Genomic DNA, 16219 nt, shown 5'->3' with positions numbered 1-16219 from the left:
CGCGACGCACGGATCGCGCGCCGCCTTCCGGTGCTAGGAACGCACCGCGTCCCGTGGCAGCGGCACCAGCGCCGCACCCACCCGCTCGACCAGCAGTGCCATCTCGTAGCCCACCTGGCCCACGTCGCAGCTGCGGGCGGCCAGCACGGCCATCGACGAGCCGTCGCTGATCGACATCAGGAAGAGGTACCCGCTGTCCATCTCGATGACTGTCTGCAACACCCCGCCCGCGCTGAACATCCGGGCCGCGCCCTCGGTCAGGCTCACCACGCCAGAGGTGATCGCGGCGAGCTGGTCAGCCCGGTCCCCGGGAAGATCCCGGGAGGACGCGAGCAGCAGCCCGTCGGCGGACACCGCCACCACGTGGGCGATGCCCGCCACGCTGTCGGCGAAGTTGGTGAGCAGCCAACCCATGTCCTGCATGGCAGCTGGCCTGTTCATCGGCTCTCCTTGGTCGAGGTGCTGTTCAGGTCCGTTCCGGCCGTCCGACCGCGTTGCACACCACGGTGGTAGGCCGACAGCAGACCGCGTACTTCATCAGGGGTCCGCCGGCTGCGGTCCCGGCCGCTCTTCGGTTCGATGCCGCCCGGCACGAGCTGTGCCTGTGGCACCCGCTTGGGCAAGCCGGAGCGGGTGGTCCCGGCGGGAGCCGGCTCGGCTGCCCGACTGGCCCGGGACCAGCCCTCGTCGGCAGCCGTCCGCCACGCCCCGGCGTCCGCCGAGGGCGCGCTGGGCGCGCTGGGCGCGGCCGGCCGGGCAGCCGGAGGCGGGTTGTACGACGGTGGCGCCGAGGGCGGTGCGCCGAGCCCGCTCCCGGCCGCGTTGCCGCCGAGCCCCCTGGTGCCCGGCGTGCTGGCACCGTCGCTGCTGGAGCTGCCCGGGGTACGGGTCGGCAGTTTCGGCCGGGCCGGCGCGGCGGCGGGCGCGGGAGCGGCACTCGGCTGGGCGCCACCGCGCGTACGCGGGCCGGCGTCGACCGGAGTTGGCATGGTCGCCGGCGGCTCGTCGAAGTTGGGCCGGGTGAAGATCGCGGTGGCGTCGTCGCCGTGCGACCGGAACCAGACCGCCTCCATCTCCCGGAAGATCGGTGCTTCGGCGGGGAAGTCCGGACGGGTGCTCACCGGTGCGGGGGGCACCGAGGGGGCGGGGGGCGGTGCCACCGCGCCGGGGCCGGCGACCGGCCCGACCGGCAGACCCGGGGAGGCGCCGTGCCCGTCCTCGGCGTCCGAGTTCGCGCCACGCCGGGGCAGCGGGTCGATGGTCGGGTAGGCCACGGTCGGACTGCCCGTCGAGGCGCCCAGCCCGTTGCCGTACGCGGACCGCGCCGGCGGGAGCGGTGCGACGGGTGCCGGGGCTGCTGGTGCCGGCGGCACCGTCGAGCGCGTGCCGGCGTAGCCACCCGCCTGCACCGCCGGAGTGGTGTCCCGCGAGTCCAGCGGGGACTGCCACTGCGTGGGTGCCGGCGCGTTGGTCCGCCACTGGTCCGGCAGCGTCGCCGCCGAGGTCGTGGCGCCGGCGAACTGCTCGGCGTGACCGGCCGGCGTGAGCGGCGTCTGCTCCACGGCCATCGGCTGACGCGGCCGGGTGAGCGCCTGGTCGCGGCCCCGGTTGCTGGGTAGCACCACCGTGGCGGCGGGCAGCGTCACCTGGGCGACGGTGCCGCCCTCCACGTTGCGGCGCAGCTCCACCCGGATGCCGTAGCGGGAGGCGAGCCGACTGACCACGGCCAGACCCATCAGCCGGAACGCGGCGACGTCGACGCTCGGCGGGGCGGCCAGCCGCCGGTTGAGCGAGTCGAGCTGCTCGTCGGTGAGGCCGAGCCCACGGTCCTCGATCTGGATCAGGACGTAGTCGCGGATCCGACGACCGTCGGCGACCACTGTCGTGTTCGGCGGCGAGAACCGGGTGGCGTTGTCGAGCAGCTCGGCGACGAGGCGTACCACGTCGTTGACCGCGTGCGCGGCCACCGAGATGTCGGTGTCGACCGTCCCGAACTCGATGCGGTTGTACAACTCCACCTCGGACTGGGCGGCGCGCAGCACGTCGACCACCAGCGCGTCGTCGCGACGCGGTACGCCGGAGTCGGCACCGGCCAGGACCAGCAGGTTCTCGTCGTTGCGGCGCATTCGGGTGGCCAGGTGGTCCAGCTCGAACAGCTGCGCGAGCCGCTTCGGGTCCTCCTCGCCACGCTCGATCGCGTCCAGCTCGCCGATCATCCGGTCGACCAGGGTCTGACTACGACGGGCCAGGTTGAGGAACATCGCCGAGACGCTGGTACGCAGCGCGGCCTGCTCGGCCGCGACCCGTACCGCCTCGCGGTGGACGACGTTGAACGCCACCGCCACCTGACCGACCTCGTCGCGGCTGTTGAGCTGGATGGGGTCCCGGACCTGGCGGACGATCTCGTCCACCCCGCCGTCGCCCACACTGCCCATGGTCTGCAACCGCTGCACGGCGTCCGGCAGGTCGTGGTTCGCCACCGAGAGGGCGCCCTCACGCAGCCGGCGCAGCGAGTGGTTGAGCGAGCGGGCCAGCACCACGGCCAGCGACACGGCGATGATCAGGGTCAGCAGCACCAGGACCGATTCGACCACGGCCTGTCGGATGACGTCCGAGCGCGCCGCGTCGGCCTGCTGGAGCAGCCGGTCCTGGAGTTGGATCTCGGCCCAGCGCATCAGATCGTTCACGGCGCCGATGGCGGCGGTGGCGTCCTGCGCGGTGACCAGCGGGCGCTGCCCGACCGAGCGGGTGATGTCGGTGGCCACCCGGTCGGCCAGGCCGACGGCGTCACCCGAGACGGTGCTGTCGACGAGTGCGCGCTGCACCGGGTCGGCGGCCAGGGAGAAGGCGACCAGGGCCTCCTGCTGACTGGTCAGCGTCGCCACGAAGGAGGAGAACTGCTCGGAGTCGAGCTGGCCCGCCGTCAGCGCGGTGAAGGCGACCGCCTCCTCCTCGGCGACGGAGGCCTTGGCACGGGCGAAGGCGGCGACCGCGCGGCGGCTGTCCGCCAGGCTCTCGGAGCCGGGCAGCTGGGCCAGGCCGTCGCCGTAGGCGATCAGGTCGGTGAGGATGACGCCGTAACGGAGCACCGCCTCGGCGACCGCCATCTGCCGGCGGTCCAACACCTCCTGGCGGGTGCCGTCCAGAGTGGCCAGGTGCTCGTCGATGACGGCCAGTCGCTCGCGCAGGGCCGCCGGCACCTCGCCGATCCGGCCCCGCTCGGCGCGGTACTCGTCCACCTGCTGCTGCGTCTGCCGAACCCGCAGGTTGTACGCGTCGGCCGGCTGTTGCGGCGTGGCCAGGTAGGCCGCCGCGGCCATCCGCTCGCTCTGCAGGTCCTGCGTGAGGGCGCTGACGTCGATCGCGAGCGCCGTCAACGAGCGGGCCCGGGTGGCGTCGAAGGCGCCCTCTCCAACGGAGATCAGCCGGACCGTGGCCAGCGCGATCACCGCCGCCACCGGGACGACCAGGATCAGCGCCAACTTGGACCGGATCCGGGCGTCCCGCAGTCTGGGCAACCGTCGGCTCGGACGCCGAGCGCTGTCGCCAAGCGTGGGCAGGGTCGTCGGTCCGGTGCTCACGACATCGCCTCCGTCGTTTCTTCCCCGCCTGACCCGCCGAGCCATGCCGTAAGCGGAGGGGACCACGCGCGGCACGGCCGCGATTTCATCAGAGAAGATCGGGTTTGGGAAGCCGCAGTGAGGTAGGAAACGGTCGGACGGAGCGCATCCCGTGATCCGGTCAACTGATACCTTCATTTCCGCAAGCCCCTGAACAGGGCATGTAACTCCAGAGTGGTCACGCGTGTGTGCAAAGTGAGGTTTTGCAAACATTGCGTTACCCCAGCATGTGGGATGACCGTCCCGAAACCGCTGCCGCAGTCCGCGCTTGACCACAGCGCCGGCCATTGGCAAGGTTTTGCAGGCTTCGCGCACACCGTACGGCAGAGGAGATCCCGCCCTCCACTGAGGACGGATTAACGGCGGTGACCGGGCAGCGCCCGCGCCCGCACCTGGAGGACTGAGTTGAGCCCCATCCGCTCCGCGACCATCGCGGCGCTCGCATCGGCCGTAGTGGCCACCACGCTCACCGGCTGCCAGTTTGGTGAAGCGGAGAAAGACACGAGTCCGATCGTGATTGCCGCCGACCTCGAACTGTCCGGCGCTGCGGCCCCGGTTGGCCGGACATACCAGCGAGCCCTCGAACTCAAGCGCGATCAGTTGAACGCCTCCGGCGCGCTCGACGGCCGGAAGATCGAACTTAAGGTGAAGGACAACCGTTCCGACTCCGCCGAGTCTCTTCGCAACATCGCGGACTTCAGCAGCGATTCCCGGGTCAGCGCCATCATCATGGGTGGTTGCAACGAATGCGCGGTCGGCGCGGTCGGGACCATCAACGAGAAGCGGATTCCCACCATTGCGCTCGCCGCTTCCGGCGCGATCACCAGCCCGGTCGCCGACCGGCGGTACGTGTTCAAGCTGGGCCCCAACGCCGCCGACAGCGCCGCCGCACTGACCACCGAACTGCGCCGCAACAACGTCCGCAAGGTGGGGGCGCTCGTCAGCGACGACGACTACGGCCGGGAGGGCATGGCCGCGCTCAAGAGCGAGTTGGACAAGGCCAACATCACGCTTCGCGAGCAGAAGGCCAAGATCACTGACACCGACGTGAACCAGCAGGTCCAGCTGCTCACGACGGCCAAGCCGGACGCGCTCGTCTTCTGGACCCCGCCGGAGCAGGCGATGCTGGCCGCCACCAGCGCGCAGCAGACCACCTTCCGTGGGTCGCTCTTCTTCGACGCGGGCGCGGCCGGTGACCTCTTCCTCGGCGCGGCGGCCAAGGCCACCGAGCGTGCGACGCTGATCTTCACCCAGACGATGGTGATCGACGACGTGATCGCGACCACGCCGGCCAAGGCCGCGCGGCGGCAGTGGTTCCAGGACTACACGGCACGCTTCGGCGGCTACAACGGGTCGTCGTCCTTCGCCGCGGACGCCATCCAGCTGATCGCCGACGCGGAACTGCGGGCCGGCGGTGAAGTCGGCAAGGTGAACCGCGACGGCCTTCGGGACGTGCTCGAGACGTCACAGATGGATGGCCTGTCCGGGCCGATCCGAATGACGCCGGACAACCACAGCGGCCTGATGCCGCAGGCGCTCACCACGCTGGTCGCCCGCAACGGCAGGTGGCGGTTGGCGGGGTAAACGCTGGGCCTTGTGGTTCCGGCGCTTCATCGGGTGCCGGGTGGGGGTGTGGCCGACCGTGCCCGGCTCCGGGCGGTCAGGCTTGATCCCTCCGCCGGGCACGGTCGGCCACACCCTTTGCGCCAGCAACGTCGATGAAACGGGCCGGCCTCCTGAGTGGGAGGCCGGCCCTTCGCGTTCTTGGTGTTGATCTTGAATTGTGTCTTGGTGCCGGTCGTTGATTTTGCTCTTGGTGGGTCAGTGGCTGCTGGTGGTCTCGCGGACCCAGGGCAGAGCCATCCGCTCGATGAGCAGCAGCGCCGAGTAGAGCAGGATGCTCACCAGCGCCACCAGCATGATCGCCGCCCAGGCGGTGGCGGTGTCGCCGACGCCGGCGTACTGCGTGATGACGTAGCCGAGGCCGGTCTCGCCGGCCTGGAACTCACCGATCACGGCGCCGATCGCGGCCAACGGCATGGCCACCTTGAGCCCGACGAAGATCTGCGGCAGCGCGGCCGGGAAGCGCACCTTACGGAACGCCTGCCAGCGGGACGCGTTCCAGGAACGCACCAGTTCGGCCAGGTCCGCAGGCGTGGTGGTGAGGCCGGTCGCGGTCGAGAGCACGATCGGGAAGAAGCAGAGCAGGAACACCATGGTCAGGATCGGCTTCTGGCCCCAGCCGAGCGCCACCACCAGCAGCGGGCCCAGCGTGATCTTCGGCACCGCGTTCACCGCGACCAGCAGCGGGGTGAACATCCGCTCGACCGTGCGGGAGCTGGCCAGGGAGAGTCCGATCAGGACACCGGCGGCCGCCGAGAGGGCGAAGCCGTACACGATCTCCAGCAGGGTGTCCCAGGTGTGTTCCAGCATCTGGGCGGGCTTGTCGACGAACGCGGTGAGCACGTCGCCGGGCGGCGGCAGCGCCGCGGGATGGATCAGCTCCAGCCGGGCGATCAGCCACCACGCCGCCAGAGCGACCAGGAGGCCGACCGCGGGCAGCGTCGCCCCGGCCCCGGCCCGGAGACCGGCACCTCGACCCGCGCGCCCCGTCTCGGGGCCGGCACCCGGGGACGGGGTTGCCGCCACCGCCGGGTCCGCTGACCGGACGTCGGTCATCTTGTCCTCCTCGAAATCCCACGGCCCCCGTGGGGGCCGACGAGCGACGGGGGTACGCCCCACCGGGATCGGCGGAACGTACCCCCTGGTGACGACCGGACGATCAGGCCTTCGGCGCGAGGCTGAAGTCGATGATCTGCTCGGGGGTGATGTTCTGCTTCAGCGCGCCGGCGCCCTGCAGGATGGCGATGCTCTTGGCGACCCGACCGCTGTCCAGGGTGCCGATCGCGGTGCCGGTGTTGCCGGAGCGGACGTACGCGGCCATCAGCTCCAGCTCGGCGGCTGCGGCGACCGGGTTGGCGGCGTCGACGTTCTTCTTCAGGATCTCGCCGGCCTCCTTGGAGTTGGCCAGGCTGTACTCCAGGCCCTTGAGCAGCGCCGCGGTGAACCGCTTCACCATCTCGGGCTTCTCCTTGGCGATCTTCGAGGAGGTGATCAGCACGTTGCCGTAGAGGTCCTGCATCACGTTGCTGTACGGCAGCATGACGGCCTTCTTCTTGGCCACCGCCTCGATGGTCGGCTGACCGACGACGAACTGGCCGATGCCGTCCACCTGGCCGGAGGCCAGCGTGCCGATCAGGGCCTGCGCCTCACCGTTGACCCAGGTCACCTTGTTGACGTCCACGCCGGCGAGCCGGGCGTACGTCGGGAAGAGGTTGCGGACCACGGACCCGGGGGTGTCGGCGAGCTTCTTGCCCTCCAGGTCCTTCGGCGAGGCGATGTTCTTGCCCTCGACCGTGGCGATGCCGGCCATGGTGCGCTGCTGGATCGCGGCCACCACGGTGAAGTCCTTCGCCTGGCCGTTGCCGACCTGGAGCAGACCGCCGGTGAGGTCGATCGGGCCGAAGTCGGCCTGGCCACCGACGACGGTCTGGATCACGCCACCGGTGCCCTGACCGGGCTTGATCTCAACCTCGAAGCCGGCTTCCTTGAAGTAGCCCTTCTCCTTCGCCACGTAGGCGTAGGAGTCACGGCCGAAGTTGCCGAAGGAGGTGAGGTAGGTCACCTTCTCCAGGCTCTTGCTGTCGCCGCCCTTGGCGTCGTCGGCCGAATCCGACCCGCTGCTGCAGGCGGAGACAAAGGCGAGGGCGGTGGCCAGCGCGGCCGTAGCGACCGTACGGGTCAGCCTTCTCATCAAAGCACCATGTCCTTTCCGACCGGGGCCGACAGGCCACCGGAGGGGTTGTCGTGACGGGCCGGCGGGAGGGGCGGAAGCCGGCGCCGCCGTCGTGGGGGGACTCTTCGCGGGCACAGCGTACGAGAAACCCACCTTTGCGACGCCAGGTGCATCGGGTTGCGGAACGGAAACAACCTGACGACCACCCCGGACGGTGCGATACAACGATGGGCCGGCTAGCCTTTGTCGGATTCCTGACCGTCCACTCAGCGGAGGCCGCCGGAGATGATCCGACTGTCCGGAGTGTCCCGTACCTTCGAAGGCCGGTCCGGCCGGGTGGAGGCGCTGCGCGGCATCGACCTCGACGTCGCCGAGGGTGAGTTCGTCGCGGTGCTCGGCCGCTCCGGTTGCGGAAAGTCCACGCTGCTGCGGCTGATCGCCGGGCTGCTCCCGCTGACCGCTGGCGAGATCACCGTGGCCGGCACGCCGATCGCCCGCCCGCGCCAGGACATCGCCATGCTGTTCCAGAAGCCGGCGCTGCTGCCCTGGCGCACCGTGCTGGACAACGTCCTGCTGCCCGTGGAGATCTTCGGCTGGAGCCGCGCCAAGCACCGCGAGCGCGCCCGGCAGCTGCTCGACGTGGCCGGTCTTGCCGGCTTCGAGAAGCGCCTGCCGCACGAACTCTCCGGCGGCATGCAGCAGCGGGTCTCGCTGTGCCGGTCGTTGATCGGCGAGCCCCGGGTGATGCTGATGGACGAGCCGTTCTCCGCGCTCGACGCGCTCACCCGCGAGGAACTGTCCGGCGAGCTCCAGCGGGTGCACATGGAGAACAAGCCGACCATCGTCTTCGTCACCCACTCGATCGACGAGGCGGTGCTGCTCGCCGACCGGGTGGTCGTGCTGAGCCCCCGCCCCGGCCGGATCCGCAAGGTGCTCGACGTCGACATCCCCCGGCCCCGCACCCTGGGCCGCAACGCCCACCTGGCCGACGTCGCGCGCGTCAGCGCCGACCTCCACGAGCTGTTGATGGAACGCGACGAGCCGGCGGCGGCCGGCGCGGAAGGACGATGAACATGCGGGTGTCGGTCTTCACCGAACCCAACCGGGGCGCCACCTACGACACCCAACTCCGGTTCGCGCGGCTGGTCGAGGCCTGCGGCTACGAGGGATTCCTCCGCGCCGACCACTACCAGTCGATGGGCGCCGACCCGGGCCTGCCCGGCCCGACGGACGCCTGGCTGACCCTCGCCGCGCTGGCCCGGGAGACCGAACGGATCCGGCTCGGCACCCTGGTGACGTCGGCCACCTTCCGCCTGCCCGGCCCGCTCGCGGTGCTGGTCGCGCAGGTCGACCAGATGAGCGGCGGGCGCGTCGACCTGGGCATCGGGGCCGGCTGGTACGAGCGTGAGCACACCTCGTACGGCATCCCGTTCCCGCCGGTCGGCGAACGCTTCGACCGGCTGGCCGAGCAGCTTGAGGTGATCACCGGGCTGTGGGGGACCCCGTCCGGGGAGACCTACAGCTTCACCGGCGACCACTACCGGTTGGTGGACGCGCCCGCCCTGCCCAAGCCGGTACAGGTGCCCGGGCCGCCGATCATCGTGGGGGGTCGCGGTCCCAAGCGCACCCCGGAGCTGGCCGCCCGGTACGCCGACGAGTTCAACATGCCGTTCAAGTCCGTGGCGGACACCGCCGAGGCGTACGACCGGGTACGGGAGGCGTGCGAGCGCACCGGGCGCAGGGAGTCCGGGCGCGCACCGCTGGTGCTCTCCGCCGGCATCGTCGTGGCCATCGGCCGGACCGACGAGGAGGCCCGGCGGCGGGCCGCGCCCCTGCACGTGAAGAGCGCACTGCCGCCGGAGGACCCGGTGGTCGGCTCACCCGCGCAGCTCGCGCAGCGGATCGGCGAGTTCGCCGCGATCGGCACCACCCGGGTGCACCTCCGTCTGATCGACTTCGACGACCTCGACCACCTCGAACTGATCGCCGCCGAGGTGCTTCCCCAGCTGGACGGAGAACGATGACCGACGTGATCGACGGAACCGAACTCGGGCCGGTGGGCCAGGAGATCGTGTTCGAGAACGACCGGGTCCGGGTCTGGCACATCCGCCTCGAGCCCGGCGAGCGGCAACCGCTGCACCGGCACGACCACCCGTACCTGGTGGTGGCGATCGAGGGCGCGAAGAACGTCGTACAGACCATCGACGGCACCCGGATCGACGCCGACGAGCCCACCGGCGGAGTGGTCTACCGGGACCCGGGCGCGATCCATATGCTCACCAATGTCGGAGACACGACATACCTGGCCCGGCTGGTCGAACTCAAGTAGACCCGCCGAGCGCGGTCCGGCGCGCCGCGCGGCGCGCCGGTGGCGATCCGGTGTACCAGGTGCGTAACGTGCCCGACATGGCCTTTCGGACCTGGGGCAGACTGCTGCTCACGGCGCTCGGGGTGAGCGTGCTGGCCGGAGCCGGCCAGCTCGGCGTCGCGTACGGTTTCGGCATCGTCCGGCTGACCGGCGCCTTCACCGGTACGACCGTCAACCAGTGGCCGACCCAGCTCGTCTGGGTCGGTTGGTTCGCCGCGAACGCCGCCGTCGCCGGCGCCGTCCTGACCGGACGCCTCGCCCGCCGCGACGCACCGGCGCCCAGCACCGGCCGCCAGTTGGCGATCGGTGGCGCGGCGGCACTAGGTGCCACCGTCATCGCTCCGCTCTGCATGCAGCCCGCCCGCGCCGCCGAGTTGATCTCGGTCGACCCGGTGTGGGCGGTGGGCATCTGCGCCGTACTTGGAGCGGTGATCGGAGCGGGCGCGGCGATCGCTGTCCTGCTCCGGCCCGAGCTGGGCTGGAACATGGCGGCCGTGGCCGGCGCGGTCTGGCTGCTGGCGATGATCTCGGTCCTGCCGTCGCTCGGTACGGCCGGCCCGCTGCCGACGGTACGGCTCGGCGTCCTGGAGCCGAGTTGGCTGGACGATTCCGCCGCGCAACGGCTGGCGCTGCTCCTGCTGCCCATCGTGGCACTGCTGGCCGGCGCGGCGACCGCCGGGCTGGCCCGCTGGCGAGGTCAGGCACCACTGGTCAGCGGAGCCACCGGGGTGGCCGGTCCGGTGCTCGTGGCATTCGCGTACCTGACCGCCGGTCCGGGTGACACGGTGGACCGCTACCAGGCCACCCCCTACTACGGCTCGTTGATCGCGATCCTCGCCGGCGCGCTCGGCGCGGCGGCCGCCGCGCTGCTGCCTTGGCCCGGCGGCGCTCGTACCGGTGACACGCAGGCCATCGAGCCCTCCGACATCCTGCGCCCGCTACCCCCGGGTCCGGAGCTGCCGGGCACGGAGCTGCCGGGCACGGCGTCGACGGATTCGCCGAACGAGTCGGCCACCGCCGAGCGCACCGACGCGAAGACGCCCGCCGACACCAAGCCGGCCGCCCTCGTCCCAGGTCCGTGGGCCGCCGACGGCTCCGACGGTGTACGCACCGTCCCGGCCCACTGGGACTGGCCAGCGACCACCACGGGCGGTCAACACGGCCCGCCCCCCGCCGCCGCCGCGGCAACCCCTGACGCGCCGGCCAAACCCGCATCCTGGCTGACCGATCCGACCGGCGAGTTCACCGCCGACACGCGGACCCGCAGGCTGAGCCCGGAGGACAGCACCTCCTCGGCCGACAGCGAACGCTCGGCCACCACCGATGTCAGCAGCCCGACCAGCGGCAGCCCGACCAACCCTGCCTCGACCAGCGGCACGGCCGGCCGTGCGGGTGCCGCCGCCCCGGCGGTCGGCCCTACCGGCGACGAGCCGACCGACAGCGCGACAACGCGCACGAACGGTCCAGCGACCGACGACCGCGGCATCCGTGCGAGCACAACCAGCACGGGTGCGGCCAGCACAGACGCGACCAGCACGGCCAGCGCGGGCGCGACCAGCACGGGCAAGACCGGCACGGATGCGACCAGCACGGGCAAGGCCAGCACGGACAAGACCGGCATCGGCACGACCGGCGCGGCCAGCACGGGTGCGGTCAGCGCCGGCGCGGCCAGCACGGGTGCGGGCGATGCGGCGGCGGCGCTCAAGCCGCGCCGTACCCGTAAGCCGAAGGTCGGTTCGGATGCCACCTCTGACGCTCCCGGCGAGACGTCGCCAACCGAGTCGAAGAGCAGCGACGATACGGCCGCCGGGCGCACGAAGCGAGGCACCCATCCCGGCAGGTCCGCAGACAGCACCGGTTCCGGCACGCCAACCGACACTCCGGTGGTCAGCAACGAGAGCCAGGACGCCGGGTCCGACCAGGCAGCCAAGGCCTCCCCGGCCCGCGCGACGGCAGCGGTCCCGACCACCGCAACCGGTACGACAGGAGCACCGGCCGCCGTGACCGGCCCGGCGGCCGAGGCGGTCGACCCGCCGCGCACTCCGGTCACCGGCGTGAAGAGCGAAGCAGCCACTGCCAGGACGGCAACAGCCGACCCGAAGGCGGCAGCAGTCAAGCCGCCGCGCGCCGCCGCGACCAGCCCGACGTCGGAGGTGGCCGACCCGAAGGCGGGCCCGCCGCGTACCCCGGCCGACGCAACCACCGACTCCACCGCGCCACCCGCCGACGCAGCCACCGGTTCCACCGCCCCGGCCACCAGCACCACCGCGCCACCGGCTACCGCAACCGCCAGTTCCGCCACGCCACCAGCCGACCCGGCAGGTGCGTCCGCAGCCGACCGGGCCGGCGACGCCGACGAGGCTCGGACGGCCACCGAGGACGGTTCCGCCGCTGGGTTGTTCGGGATCACGACCACCGGCAACTCCGACACGGACCGGTGGACACCCGCGCGATCGCCCTGGCCGGTCACCTCCGCATGGACGGTGCCGCCACAGACTCCTGGACAGGAGTCGACGGCTTCGGATGCGCCGACCGAGCCGGACAAGCCATCGGGGCCGACGCAGCGGCCCCGCCACCGGGCGCCGCTGCCGGATCTGAGCCGGGCCAGCACCTGGAACGCCTTCGACACGACCCGGCGCACCGGACCGACCGACTCACCGGACCCTTCGACGATCCGCACGACACCGACCGGTCCGACCACGAGCAGCGAAACGTCAACTCCGCCCGAGAACCCGAGCGCCTCGGATTTCCCGGTCGTGCCGGTCACCGCCGGTACGGCCTCCGACACCGACGACCCGGCGAGCGTCGACGCCACGCCGACACCGGGCAAGGTCGCGGAACAGCCCTCCCGGCGCGGACGGCTCGGTGGCCTCTTCCGCCGTAACCGGTCCCGGGCCGAGGAAGGTCAGGAACCGGCGGGCGAGACGGAACCGCTGCCGGCTCAGGACGAGGAGTTCGTCGACTGGGTCGCAGGGCTGAGCAAGCCGGTGTCGGACAACGAGCCGGAGCAGGGAAACGCTCGCCGTTCGCTGCGCTCCACCGGCCGGCACCACCGCGAGTGAGTCCCGCTTGATCCACTCGGGTTCACTGAAGTCGGGCTATCCCACCCGCTTGGACACCGCGACACCAGTGAACCCGAGTCGATCATCCTGCGGCGGGTCGACCGGGCGAGCCGAGCCGAGCCGCCTGCCGCACCGTCAGGCCAGCGGCAGGTAGACCTTCCCACCTCCGGAGACGAACTCTTCCGACTTGTCCTTCATGCCGCGGGCCGCGTACTCCTTCAGCTCCTGGGTGATCTTCATGGAGCAGAACTTCGGGCCGCACATCGAGCAGAAGTGCGCGGTCTTCGCGGGCTCGGCGGGCAGGGTCGCGTCGTGGTACGACCGCGCGGTCTCCGGGTCCAGCGAGAGGTTGAACTGGTCCTCCCAGCGGAACTCGAACCGCGCCTTGGAGAGCGCGTCGTCCCACTCCTGGGCCCCCGGGTGCCCCTTGGCCAGGTCCGCCGCGTGCGCCGCGATCTTGTACGCGATCACGCCCGCCTTCACGTCGTCCCGGTCCGGCAGGCCGAGGTGCTCCTTCGGGGTCACGTAGCAGAGCATCGCGGTGCCGAACATGCCGATCATCGCGGCGCCGATCGCCGAGGTGATGTGGTCGTAGGCCGGCGCGATGTCGGTGGTCAGCGGCCCGAGCGTGTAGAAGGGCGCCTCGTGGCACCACTCCTGCTGCAGGTCCACGTTCTCCTTGATCTTGTGCATCGGCACGTGGCCCGGGCCCTCGATCATCACCTGGACGTCGTACTCCCAGGCGATCTTCGTCAGCTCCCCGAGGGTGCGCAGCTCGGCGAACTGCGCCTCGTCGTTGGCGTCCGCGATCGAGCCGGGGCGCAGCCCGTCACCGAGGGAGAACGTCACGTCGTACTTCGCGAGCAGCGCACACAGCTCCGCGAAGTTGGTGTAGAGGAAGTTCTCCTCGTGGTGCGCCAGGCACCAGGCCGCCATGATCGAGCCGCCTCGGGAGACGATCCCGGTGACCCGGTCCACGGCCAGCGGCACGTACGGCAGCAGCACCCCGGCGTGCACCGTCATGTAGTCCACGCCCTGCTCGGCCTGCTCGATCACGGTGTCCCGGAAGACCTCCCAGCTCAGCTTCACCGGGTCGCCGCCGACCTTCTCCAACGCCTGGTAGATCGGCACCGTCCCGATCGGCACCGGCGAGTTCCGCACGATCGCCTCGCGGGTCTCGTGGATCCGCTTTCCCGTGGACAGGTCCATCACGGTGTCCGCACCCCACCGGGTGGCCCAGGTGAGCTTCTCCACCTCCTCCGCCACCGACGAGCTGACCGCCGAGGTGCCGATGTTGGCGTTCACCTTGACCAGGAACGCCTTACCGATGATCGCCGGTTCACACTCCGGGTGGTTCACGTTGAGTGGCAGCACCGCCCGGCCGGCGGCGATCTCGGCTCGCACGAGTTCCGGCTCGACGTTCTCCCGGATCGCCACGAACTCCATCTCCGGCGTCACCACACCCGCCCGCGCGTACGCGAGCTGCGTGGGCCGGCGACCGTCCATCCCGGCCAGCGGGGTACCCGCCCCCCGCACCGGTGCCACGTCACCACGCTCGGCGATCCAGGGGCCTCGCAATGCGGGCAACCCCACCGACGGGTCCGACCCCGGCCCGGACGTGTCGTAGAGCCGCACCGGCGGGTGATCCCCGGTCAACTCCACCTCCGCGAACGGAACCCGGACGTCCGGTCGTGAACCCTCGACGTACACCTTGCCTCGTGCCTGCATGACAGCCTCCCTGGTGATCAAGCGGACCAGCCGAAGTGGTTCAGCGGCCCGCGCCCCGCGCCCAGCTCCCAACTCCGCGCGCCGGTCAGCGCGCGGAGCACGTACTCCTTGGCCGATCCCACCGCCGCCGGCACCGGATCGCCGAGTGCGAGCCGCACCGCGATCGCCGCCGAGAACGAGCACCCGGTGCCGTGGGTGTGCCGCGTGTCCACCCGTGGGGCGCGCAGCAGAGTGGTGACGCCGTCCCCGTGCAGCACGTCCACCGCTTCGCCACCGCCCAGGTCGCCGCCGGTGACCACCACGTACTCCGGTCCGCCGGCCGCGAGCGCCTCGGCGGCCACGACCATCGCGGCCACGTCGTCGACCGGGCGCCCGGTGATGGCTGCGGCCTCCGCGCAGTTCGGCGTCGCCACCCTGGCGTACGGCAGCAGCCGCTCCACCGCGTCCACCACACCGAGCCGGTGACCACTGGTGGCGACCAGCACCGGGTCGACAACGAGGTTCGGCAGCCGACCGACCCGTGCGGCCTCGGCCACCACGTCGGCAACCGCCGGAGTGCCGAGCATCCCGGTCTTGACCGCGGCGACGGTGAAGTCGGCGAGCACGCTGTCCAACTGCTCGGTGACCGTGCGCGGAGGCATCGGCAGGACGGCGTCGACACCCCGGGTGTTCTGCGCGGTGACCGCCGTGAGGACGCTGGTGCCGTACGTGCCCAGCGCCGCGAAGACCTTGAGGTCGGCCTGGATGCCTGCGCCGCCGCCGGAGTCCGAACCGGCGATGGTCAGCAGTGTTCGCGGGGTCATTTTCTTTCCTTGGTTGCGGTTTGGGGCTGCGGGCCTTTGCTGGTTGCGGTTGAGGGCTGCGGCCGACCGTGCCCACTCCGGGCGGTCAGGCTTGATCCCTGCGTGGGCACGGTCGGCCGCAGCCCTCGTCGTGGGGACCTGGCTGACTCCGCGCCGGGTTCTACGAGTTTGGGGGTGACCGCCTCTTTGAAGGCTCTGGTCAGACTCGCCGCTGTTTCGGTGGGGTCTGCTGCTCGCATGAGTGCGCCCAGCACCGCCACCCCTGCGGCTCCCGCCTCGACGCAGGCCGTTACCTGGTCTGGGGTTTCCACTCCGCCTAGGGCCAGCAGGGGCACGGGGGTGGCCTCGACCAGCTTTCGCAGGCCGTCCGGGCCCAGGGGTGGGCCGTAACCCGGTTTTGTCCTCGTGGGCCAGACCGGGGAGATGGTGGCGTAGTGCTCGGTGGTCAGGCGGTCCAGCTCGCTCTGGTCGTGGCAGGAGCGGCCGACCAGGGTGTGGGGCGGCGGTGGGTACGGGCCGGCGGCCGGCAGATGGACCGCGTCGCCGCCGAGCGAATCGGGGCCGGCCACGACGAGGGTGCCGTCGACGTCGGCGAGGATCGCGCGCAGGTCGGCGGCGATTGCGGCGCGTTCGGCACGGGACAGGTCCTTCTCCCGCAGCACCACCCAGCGCACTCCCCCGGCCACAGCTGCCGCGATGACCCGCTCAAGCCCGCCGCGAGCGACCAGCCGATCGGTAAGAACAACAACCCCCGACGGGATCTTGGAAGGAATGGACCCCTCCAGGGGCAGATTGCTTCCAAGATCTACAGCTGGGTGGGGGGCTGGGTGGGGGGCTGGGTG

12 protein-coding genes are annotated in these 16219 nt (G+C 71.4%); 5 read left to right on the top strand and 7 right to left on the bottom strand.

All coding sequences use genetic code 11. The features are described 5' to 3' along the window. Positions 1 to 33 precede the first annotated feature (33 nt). Positions 34 to 441 carry a roadblock/LC7 domain-containing protein gene (locus ABGB10_RS24625; protein ID WP_007465177.1) on the bottom strand — a complete coding sequence of 136 codons (408 nt, stop codon included), beginning with the start codon at positions 439 to 441 and terminating at the stop codon, positions 34 to 36. Continuing rightward, on the bottom strand, positions 438 to 3581 hold the full coding sequence (locus tag ABGB10_RS24620; RefSeq protein WP_347663322.1) for a sensor histidine kinase: 3144 nt from the start codon (positions 3579 to 3581) through the stop codon (positions 438 to 440). Before ABGB10_RS24620 ends, ABGB10_RS24625 begins: the two co-directional genes overlap by 4 nt. A gap of 444 nt (positions 3582 to 4025) precedes the next feature. On the opposite strand from ABGB10_RS24620, the gene ABGB10_RS24615 reads away from it, so the two are divergent. Further along, positions 4026 to 5204 carry an ABC transporter substrate-binding protein gene (locus ABGB10_RS24615; protein WP_347663321.1) on the top strand — a complete coding sequence of 393 codons (1179 nt, stop codon included), beginning with the start codon at positions 4026 to 4028 and terminating at the stop codon, positions 5202 to 5204. A 237-nt stretch (positions 5205 to 5441) separates the two neighbouring features. Here ABGB10_RS24615 and ABGB10_RS24610 read toward each other — a convergent pair whose 3' ends face one another. Together ABGB10_RS24610 and ABGB10_RS24605 are read right to left on the bottom strand one after the other, a co-directional pair. Continuing rightward, positions 5442 to 6299: an ABC transporter permease gene (locus ABGB10_RS24610; RefSeq protein WP_347663320.1), complete on the bottom strand. Its 858-nt coding sequence runs from the start codon at positions 6297 to 6299 to the stop codon at positions 5442 to 5444. 103 nt (positions 6300 to 6402) lie between these two features. Then, entirely contained in the window at positions 6403 to 7434 is a 1032-nt protein-coding gene (locus ABGB10_RS24605) for an ABC transporter substrate-binding protein (protein WP_347663319.1), read from the bottom strand. A 267-nt stretch (positions 7435 to 7701) separates the two neighbouring features. Here ABGB10_RS24605 and ABGB10_RS24600 point away from each other — a divergent pair, with 267 nt between their 5' ends. The 4 genes from ABGB10_RS24600 (at position 7702) to ABGB10_RS24585 (ending at position 12846) form a co-directional block, all read left to right on the top strand. Then, positions 7702 to 8487, top strand: a complete 786-nt coding sequence (locus tag ABGB10_RS24600; RefSeq protein WP_278141694.1) for an ABC transporter ATP-binding protein — start codon at positions 7702 to 7704, stop codon at positions 8485 to 8487. A gap of 2 nt (positions 8488 to 8489) precedes the next feature. Beyond that, the gene (locus ABGB10_RS24595; RefSeq protein ID WP_347663438.1) at positions 8490 to 9440 is read left to right on the top strand and encodes an LLM class F420-dependent oxidoreductase; all 951 of its coding nucleotides are present in this window, start codon (positions 8490 to 8492) and stop codon (positions 9438 to 9440) included. Next, positions 9437 to 9745: a cupin gene (locus ABGB10_RS24590; RefSeq protein WP_347663318.1), complete on the top strand. Its 309-nt coding sequence runs from the start codon at positions 9437 to 9439 to the stop codon at positions 9743 to 9745. Before ABGB10_RS24595 ends, ABGB10_RS24590 begins: the two co-directional genes overlap by 4 nt. Positions 9746 to 9822: 77 nt before the next feature. Then, on the top strand, positions 9823 to 12846 hold the full coding sequence (locus tag ABGB10_RS24585) for a hypothetical protein (RefSeq protein ID WP_347663317.1): 3024 nt from the start codon (positions 9823 to 9825) through the stop codon (positions 12844 to 12846). Between the two features lie 135 nt (positions 12847 to 12981). Here ABGB10_RS24585 and thiC read toward each other — a convergent pair whose 3' ends face one another. Genes thiC through ABGB10_RS24570 form a run of 3 tightly spaced genes read right to left on the bottom strand, consistent with a single transcriptional unit; the run spans position 12982 to position 16138 of the window. Beyond that, positions 12982 to 14574, bottom strand: coding sequence for a phosphomethylpyrimidine synthase ThiC (gene thiC / locus ABGB10_RS24580; protein ID WP_347663316.1), 1593 nt, complete (start codon positions 14572 to 14574; stop codon positions 12982 to 12984). Between the two features lie 17 nt (positions 14575 to 14591). Next, positions 14592 to 15377, bottom strand: coding sequence for a bifunctional hydroxymethylpyrimidine kinase/phosphomethylpyrimidine kinase (gene thiD / locus ABGB10_RS24575; protein ID WP_347663315.1), 786 nt, complete (start codon positions 15375 to 15377; stop codon positions 14592 to 14594). After that, positions 15374 to 16138 (bottom strand): thiamine phosphate synthase, encoded by a 765-nt coding sequence (locus ABGB10_RS24570; protein ID WP_347663436.1) that lies wholly within the window; start codon positions 16136 to 16138, stop codon positions 15374 to 15376. The genes thiD and ABGB10_RS24570 overlap by 4 nt, the downstream gene beginning before the upstream one ends. Positions 16139 to 16219 lie beyond the last annotated feature (81 nt).

The sequence above is a fragment of the Micromonospora sp. B9E7 genome (genome assembly GCF_039871815.1).
Lineage (GTDB): Bacteria > Actinomycetota > Actinomycetes > Mycobacteriales > Micromonosporaceae > Micromonospora.
This window is presented reverse-complemented; position numbering and strand designations above follow the sequence as displayed.

What these genes read in the sequence shown, in the direction of transcription:
- ABGB10_RS24625 (WP_007465177.1), bottom strand. Translation starts at nt 441, where the DNA reads ATGAACAGGCCAGCTGCCATGCAGGACATGGGTTGGCTGCTCACCAAC.
- ABGB10_RS24610 (WP_347663320.1), bottom strand. Translation starts at nt 6,299, where the DNA reads ATGACCGACGTCCGGTCAGCGGACCCGGCGGTGGCGGCAACCCCGTCC.
- ABGB10_RS24605 (WP_347663319.1), bottom strand. Translation starts at nt 7,434, where the DNA reads ATGAGAAGGCTGACCCGTACGGTCGCTACGGCCGCGCTGGCCACCGCC.
- ABGB10_RS24600 (WP_278141694.1), top strand. Translation starts at nt 7,702, where the DNA reads ATGATCCGACTGTCCGGAGTGTCCCGTACCTTCGAAGGCCGGTCCGGC.
- ABGB10_RS24595 (WP_347663438.1), top strand. Translation starts at nt 8,490, where the DNA reads ATGCGGGTGTCGGTCTTCACCGAACCCAACCGGGGCGCCACCTACGAC.
- ABGB10_RS24590 (WP_347663318.1), top strand. Translation starts at nt 9,437, where the DNA reads ATGACCGACGTGATCGACGGAACCGAACTCGGGCCGGTGGGCCAGGAG.
- ABGB10_RS24585 (WP_347663317.1), top strand. Translation starts at nt 9,823, where the DNA reads ATGGCCTTTCGGACCTGGGGCAGACTGCTGCTCACGGCGCTCGGGGTG.
- thiC (WP_347663316.1), bottom strand. Translation starts at nt 14,574, where the DNA reads ATGCAGGCACGAGGCAAGGTGTACGTCGAGGGTTCACGACCGGACGTC.
- thiD (WP_347663315.1), bottom strand. Translation starts at nt 15,377, where the DNA reads ATGACCCCGCGAACACTGCTGACCATCGCCGGTTCGGACTCCGGCGGC.